Below are 7,590 nucleotides of genomic sequence, written 5' to 3'. Positions count from 1 at the left end.
TCTGGAAGTGACCAAATGACATCCCGTCAAGGCAACTACGAGCCTGCGAACATGCCCTTGAAACGTCGACTTCGATCGGCCGACGGATGCGAGCTGGCCACCTATGAGGGCGGCAATCCGGATGGTCTGCCTCTTGTTTTTTTGCATGGCTTCTCTCTCGATCACTCGGTGTGGTCAAGGCTGTGGGCTGAACCGCAACTGGCATCCACCTGTCGCTTGATTGCAATCGATCTGCGCGGACATGGCCAATCCTCGGCGCCACCAACGATGGAAGCGTACGTTGACGGTAGCCGGTGGGCGGATGATTTGGCATGCGTCATTGACGAACTTAATGTGATCAATGCGGTGGTGGTTGCATGGTCCTACGGGGGACGGATCCTTAATGATTACCTCCGTCATTACGGACAGGATCAGATCGTGGGAATCAACTTCGTTGCTGCGGCGACCATTAACGACCCAACGTTAATCGGCGCCGATCACGCGTTGTTGGGAGCGATGTGCTCACCAGAGACCGAAGAGGCAAACCTCGGCGTTCGACATTTTGTCGAACAGGTATTTGGGTATCAGGCTGGTTCTTCTGAGCATGCACGCTTGACGGCGATCGTCAACACTGTCGATTCCCAGACCCGGCTTTGGCTACGACAACGTGCTCTTGATTACGACACGCTATTGGGCAGCATCACGATACCGGTGCTAATAAGCCACGGCGCGAGGGACCAGTTCGTTCTTCCAGAGCTCGCGGTCAGGTTAAATTCTGTGCTGAGCAATGGCCGGATCATCCTGCACGAAGGTTCGGGACATGCCCCGTTTTTTGACGACCCGAGGTCATTCAGCAAAGCACTACTCCGCTTTGCAACAGAGTGTAACGGCGGCCGCCTCGGAATCAGCCGCGGTCTCTGATGATTGACATGGGGAACTGAACCGCGTCACGCCGGCGGCGAATTCCCCGACGTTATCCCTTGCTGCGCAGATCTGGCGCGGCACTTCGGCCGAGGTATCCGATTTTTGTTACACGGGATGATGCTATGGAAGCGCAAACGCTATTTGAAAAACTGTGGACGAAGCACGCGGTGCGGGGCGGACATGACGAACCGACGTTGCTCTACATTGATCGTCATCTGATCCACGAAGTGACCAGTCCCCAGGCGTTCGAAGCGCTTCGCATGAACCGTCGACCAGTAGCGCGTCCGCTCGCCTCGCTTGCAACTCCCGACCATAACGTTCCCACGGTAGCCCGCTCGAAGGAAATTCCCGACCCATTGTCCCGCGTGCAGGTCGCCACGCTCGAAAGGAACTGCAAAGAATCGGGTATCAGATTTTATGGATTGAACGACATACGCCAGGGAATCGTTCATGTGGTCGGCCCAGAGCAAGGGGCGACCCTGCCGGGTATGACGATTGCCTGTGGCGATTCCCACACGACCACGCATGGCGCGTTCGCCACACTCGCCTTTGGCATTGGTACGTCTGACATTGAGCACGTGCTGGCCACCCAATGTCTGTCGATGCGAAAGCCGAAGACGATGGCCATCACGCTTACTGGCACGCTTGCGAAAGGGGTTTCGGCAAAGGACGTGGCGCTCAACATCATCGGTCGCATTGGTGCCGCTGGCGCAACTGGATATGCCGTCGAATTCAGGGGGGACGTGATCAAACGCCTAAGCATGGAAGGTCGTATGACCCTCTGCAACATGGCAACCGAAGCTGGGGCGCGCTGCGCCTTGATTGCTGTTGACGAAAGGACAATCGCGTACCTGAAAGGGCGTGAGTTTGCGCCCTCCGGAGACGATTGGGACCGTGCAATTGCTGTGTGGCGCGATCTTGTCACCGACGCCGCCGCAAGATTTGATGTTGAATTCTCTCTGGACGCCGGGCAGTTCAGTCCACTCATCACGTGGGGCACATCCCCAGAGCATGTTATGCCGGTGGACGGCACCGTGCCCGACCCGGCGCATGAAAAGGACTCTGCGCGCCGTAGCGGGATGGAGGCCGCCCTCCAGTATATGGGGCTCCAGTCTGGTACCCGTGCGACTTCCATAGCGATCGACAAGGTTTTCATCGGGTCATGCACCAATGGCCGCATTGAAGACCTGCGTTCAGCGGCTGCCATTGTCCGGGGGCGTCACCTTGCACCCAACGTCAAGCTCGCGCTCGTCGTTCCCGGCTCCGGACTGGTAAAGCGTCAGGCTGAACTGGAAGGTCTTGACCGCGCTTTCATCGACGCGGGGTTTGAGTGGCGTGAGCCAGGCTGTTCGATGTGCCTGGGGATGAACGAGGATCACCTTTCTCCAGGGGAGCGCTGTGCGTCAACCAGTAATCGCAATTTCGAAGGTCGCCAGGGTGCAGGTGGACGAAGCCATCTGATGAGCCCGCAGATGGCAGCGGCCGCTGCGATTGCGGGTCATCTGACAGATGCACGTTGGTTGCTGGGAGCCGAATAATGACGCCTTTCACTCGAGTTGATGGTGTTATGGCGCCGCTGGACCGTTCAAACGTCGACACCGATGCGATCGTCCCGAAGCAGTTCATGAAGTCCATTACCCGCGCGGGACTTGGCCCACATCTGTTCGATGGGTGGAGGTACGATGACCACGGTGAGCTCGGACGGGACTGCACGAAACGTCCATTGAAAGCGGACTTTGTACTCAATCTGCCCGAATATGCAGAGGCCACGGTTCTGCTCGCGCGCGCGAACTTTGGGTGCGGCTCGAGCAGGGAACATGCTCCGTGGGCTTTGATGGATTATGGAATTCGTGTCGTTATCGCTACCAGCTTCGCAGACATCTTTTCCGTTAACTGCATCAAAAACGGTTTGCTCACGGTTACCCTGCGCGATGCTGAGGTTGAAACGCTATTCGTCACGGCGCAAAGAAATGCACACGTTGCGGTCGACCTCGTATCACAGACCGTACAAACCGCACATCACATATTTCGCTTCGACATCGAACCATTTATCAAGAAATGCCTGCTTAACGGGGCGGATGAAGTCGCACTGACGCTTCGGCATGCAGAAGAGATTACTGACTATGAAGAAAGGCGGCGCCAAGAAGAACCATGGCTGTTTCGCATGCCTGCCGAAAGCTAGAGTTCAGTAAATCCAGATACGATTTCTGTGGTTGACAATATGCTGCGTTAGGCCGTGCACAATAACCAAAAGCATCCGACCGCGGCAAAGGTATCTAGCACTGCAATCAAGCAGATGATTGACCAGACTATCTTCTCGCCGGCGTATCTACAGGGCGTGGGATTTGGATTCGCGGATGAGGCAGGCCGGCCCCCGCGGTTAATCGCAACCGAGGGACATGTCGCCGACATCTCGTGCGCGAAGGGACTGATCAAGCATCTGCGTGCAAAGGCCGTCGTCGCGGACAAGAGATACGACGCCGAGTCCTTCGTGCAAACCATGCGAGCACCCGGGCAAAGGTGGTCATTCCACCACGTTCGAATCGCAAGACGGAGCGCGCCACTACAATCGCGCGCTGTACCACACACGCAAGCTGGTTGAGCGCTTCTCCAATCGCATCAAACATTCTCATCGCGCCTCCACTCGATACGACAAGTTTGCTAACGGCTACCTCGTGTTCGCATCACTTGCCTGTGCGTTTGGACCATTCGTTAAAATGCCAACAGGGCCTAGTGCACCGAGTTAGAAAGTCGCAAGAAAAACTGTGAGCTTAGCCACCTTGTTTCATCGGATTACGTCCAGTAGCCGTCAAGTTGATTGACAAAACTCCTTGTGGCCGAAGCTGCGTCTTCTCAAACGCGAGAAGGCGCGGTTAAACCAACAGGAACGCCGTTAAAGGAAAAGCGGATGACCGCAGAAAAACTCTTTGCGCCTGTTGATTGAAAAGTGGCTGACACCGACGACGGCGACGCGGATTCAAGTAACCCGATCCGGTCGAGTACGCCCCAATCGAAGGCGTTATGTACGCGTTAGGGCACTTCAACCAGAAGGTTCGGTCGTGATTTTTTTCTTTCAGCACGATGACGGTGCATGGCGCGTTTTCCCGCAAGAGACCAGGCGCCCAACATTAAATGCGTACACAATTGCCAAATGACTGACTGAGTTCGTTCATGCATCGCAACACCTTATACGAAACGGTGTCGCACTTCAGATTTGAGTCCGCCGGTCTATCAAGAAGCACGCTTCTAAATTAGAACGTGTCCACCGCACTTCTATCCGGCACGAATCAAGCGGAAACAATACCTGCTCTACCTCTATCTGACAGGTGATAGTTATGGATCAGCCGGCACCAACTTCACTATGCCGATCCTTTCTGCCGACTCGGCCATGTGGTTCTCGGCACATGGGTTTCGGCTGGGGATATTGCGCCTTTGTGATATCAACCGAAGGAGTTTGCGAAGGACTCGGTGCTGCAAACGACACTCCGAAACAATTGATGCTGGCCTTCGAGTTCGGCAAGCGGCGACTTCTGCAGGCAGTAGCGCAGAAAACGTTGCCGGTCATTGGCGAACGGATAATGCTATGTGCTGCCCTGCGGGATTGTCCGAGCCGTTTGCAGCACCTTGACCTGGCCACGGCACACAGCCGTGGAGCCAGTGCCATCCAACCGTGATTCCAGTTGCCCACAGGAGTGCTTGCGTCTGAACGACCGTCACAGATTTTTAGTATGTCCCTCGCATACTCACGGTCGGGTCTCCCTGAAGGGGTTTGCGTGCCATGAGCCGCTGCCTGAACCTTGAATCACATCTGGACAACAATCTGGCGAGTAGTGGTTTCCGCTGGGCCTTCGCAGCAAGGCTCGGCATGACCATAAAGCGAGCCGCCCGGAGGGCGATGTGGCGTTGTGGCGAGCGGGCGTAACCGTCCCCACAGCCTCAGAATGTCGCAGGCTTTCGAAATTTTTTGCGAGTGAACGTAGACTGGTTGCGCCTAGTTGAACGATATGCCATCTGTACGCTGGCGACGGGCTTGGGCAACGCGTTTGCCATTCCGGACCTCAATTCTTGCTGGCCGGTAGCTAGCCCAGCGGGTTAATCCACAGCTTTCGCTCCCGCGCGCTTACGAGGCGCTAGACACGGTTGCCTGATGTTCAAGGACCTCGACGTATATGCCATTCTCACAAAATTTTTTCCGTCCCGGAGAAAATGTATTGTGAAACTGAAATCCATTCGTGCGTCTGGCCGAACGGAGAGGCCGGGAGAAAAAGTGAAGCGTGAAGGCCGTTTCATCGGCCGCGATGCCGCTCGCAGAGGTATCACCGTTATTGCTGTCTTTTTCATCCTTTCGTCGATTGCGACGAGCACGGTCCTGGCAGTCCGGCAGGCTCAGGAGCAGAACGTCGTGATGCGGACCCTGGAAGCGTCGGGCCGTCTCAAACACGACCTGGACGAGGTCCAGCAGATGATGCTGGATGAGCATGGGGAACTCTACACGCTGATTGGCACGCGGCCGTTTTATAAGCGGGCGGCCTATATCTTCCCGCTCCCCGCATTGGTGGCCCTGACTGACGACGCGCGCGAAGGTTGCCGGCAGAACGCCGTATGCCTGTCGCGGCTCGCCGACCTCGACGACATGATTCAAAAACTGCCGAGGCGTAGCAACGCACTGGCGATGCGAGCGTCATTGCATCCCGGCAACATCGGCGTTAGCGACCCGGCGTTGGGCGAGATTGACGCATACTTCTACAGCGTTCTGGAACGCGCGATTGATGTCAGGATGGGTGCTGACGCCACTATCGACTCCACGGCCGGCAAGTCTTCGTCCGACGCGAAATGGGTCTCCGAAGCGTTGCTTGTCTGCGGCCTGACGGCGGCTGCCTTGCTGCTTGCGCTGATTTTCTGGAACGCTCGCATCGCACAGAAATTGCGCGGTGCGTTGGGTCTGGCGGAAACGGCACGTGAAAAATACCAGCGCTTCTTTGACGAGCACCCGCTCCCCATATGGATATTTGACGACGCTTCGCTCGATATTGTTGCCGTCAACGGGGCTGCGCAGCGTGTGTACGGATATTCCGAGGCAGAGTTGCGTGGCATGTCGCTTCGTGATGTCCGGCCCTCAGACGGGATCGGGCGCATGTATGAGACGCTCGACAGGAGGCGCAATACGCGTCCGTCCGAGACGCAGTCCGTGGGCATTTGGGTACACCAGACGAAGTCAGGCGAACATCGGTCAATGGACGTACACCATCTGAAAGTCGAATTTGATGGCCAGCCGGCCACTATGTCCGTCATGGTTGACGTCACCGTCGAGGTCGTAGCCCAGGCGGAGCTATTCAAGTCGAAGCAGACGCTCGAGTCCATTCTAGACCATATTCCACAAGGCATTGCCTGGAAGGATGCCGAACATCGTTACGTTGGTGGTAACGGGATTTACGCTCGCGACGCGGGCCTGGCGTCCCGGTTTGACCTGATTGGAAGGACCGACTGGGACCTGCATTGGGGCGATGACCCCAGGGTCGTGCAGGGCGAAGACGTCCGCGTGATGGCGGGTGAGCTGACCAGGAGACACTTTGAGCGTAGCGCGATTGCAGTGGACGGTTCGGAAGTATGGATTTCAGAAACCAAGTTGCCGCTCGAGGACCAGAGCGGCGCCACTATCGGCGTACTGACCGCCTACGAAAATATAACGGCCCGGCGCAATGCAGACTTAGCCCTGCGTTTGCAGAGCAGGGCGATAGACGCGAGCATCAATGGCCTGATTATCGCGGAGGTCGAGCATGACCGGCACGTCATCATGTTCGCCAACGCAGCCTTCGAACGTATTACGGGTTACTCACCGGGCGATGTAGTCGGTGTCGACTGTGAAGTCCTGTTTGCAATAGCCGGCGAAGAGCAAAAATGGTCACCCGAGCGTCAGGCAATGGACAGCAACACCGAAGCGAATGTGACCCTGCTCTGCACGCGCAAGAGCGGCGAGCGCTTCTGGAACAATATCCTGATTGCTCCGGTGCGCGACGAGAACGGACAGGTGACGCATCATGTCGGTGTGGTGAGCGACGTCACTGCACTCGTGGAATACCAGGCCCGACTTCAGCACCAGGCCAGATACGACTCGTTGACCGGGCTTCCAAATCGCAACCTGCTCGACGAGCGCCTCGCTGAAGCAATCGGACGCGCGTCGGAGACCGGTGGCCACGTTTCGGTGCTGTTCCTCGACCTTGACCGGTTCAAGGAGGTCAACGACTCTCTCGGTCATCGCGTGGGCGACGCGCTTCTGGGCAGCGTGGCGAAACGCCTGCAGCACCAGGTACGCTCGAGCGACCTCGTCGCGCGCTATGGCGGTGACGAATTCATTGTCGTCGCTGAACGCACTGACGCCACGCAACTGATACCGATGCTAGACCGGTTGATTGTCGCCATGAGGGAGCCGTTCCATGCCAGCGAACAGGAGCTTTACGTTGAGGCCAGCATTGGAGTCAGCACCTATCCGCAAGACGGTCCGGATGCGGACACACTGAGACGAAATGCCGACGCGGCTATGTATCTCGCGAAGTCGCGTGGACGCAATGGATACCAGTTCTACCGTTCTGAATTGAATCAGGCGGCCGCCCAGAAACTGCAACTGTCTACCAGACTCAAGCGGGCGGTCAAGGCTCGGGCCTTGCATCTGGCTTATCAGCCCCAACG

Annotated in this window: 4 protein-coding genes and 1 pseudogene; all 5 read left to right on the top strand. The window is 56.9% G+C overall.

The window, feature by feature from the left end:
• Positions 1 to 900: alpha/beta fold hydrolase (locus P0D89_RS49760; RefSeq protein ID WP_408379187.1), on the top strand; the 900-nt coding region annotated here is incomplete at its 5' end.
• Between the two features lie 125 nt (positions 901 to 1,025).
• Positions 1,026 to 2,441: a 3-isopropylmalate dehydratase large subunit gene (gene leuC / locus P0D89_RS49755; RefSeq protein WP_408379185.1), complete on the top strand. Its 1,416-nt coding sequence runs from the start codon at positions 1,026 to 1,028 to the stop codon at positions 2,439 to 2,441.
• Complete coding sequence (leuD, locus tag P0D89_RS49750) at positions 2,441 to 3,085, top strand: 3-isopropylmalate dehydratase small subunit (RefSeq protein WP_408379183.1); 645 nt, start codon at positions 2,441 to 2,443, stop codon at positions 3,083 to 3,085. Before leuC ends, leuD begins: the two co-directional genes overlap by 1 nt.
• Before the next feature lie 174 nt (positions 3,086 to 3,259).
• A pseudogene (locus P0D89_RS49745) lies at positions 3,260 to 3,650 on the top strand (transposase); the annotation flags it as partial.
• A 1,466-nt stretch (positions 3,651 to 5,116) separates the two neighbouring features.
• The coding region (locus tag P0D89_RS49740) for a sensor domain-containing protein (protein ID WP_408379180.1) at positions 5,117 to 7,590 on the top strand (2,474 nt) is incomplete at its 3' end.

Origin of the sequence: Paraburkholderia sp. RL18-085-BIA-A, from assembly GCF_046027075.1 — a bacterium.
Lineage (GTDB): Bacteria > Pseudomonadota > Gammaproteobacteria > Burkholderiales > Burkholderiaceae > Paraburkholderia.
This window is presented reverse-complemented; position numbering and strand designations above follow the sequence as displayed.

Excerpts from the sequence above, each read along its gene's own strand:
- leuD (WP_408379183.1), top strand. The coding sequence starts at position 2,441 with ATGACGCCTTTCACTCGAGTTGATGGTGTTATGGCGCCGCTGGACCGT.
- leuC (WP_408379185.1), top strand. The coding sequence starts at position 1,026 with ATGGAAGCGCAAACGCTATTTGAAAAACTGTGGACGAAGCACGCGGTG.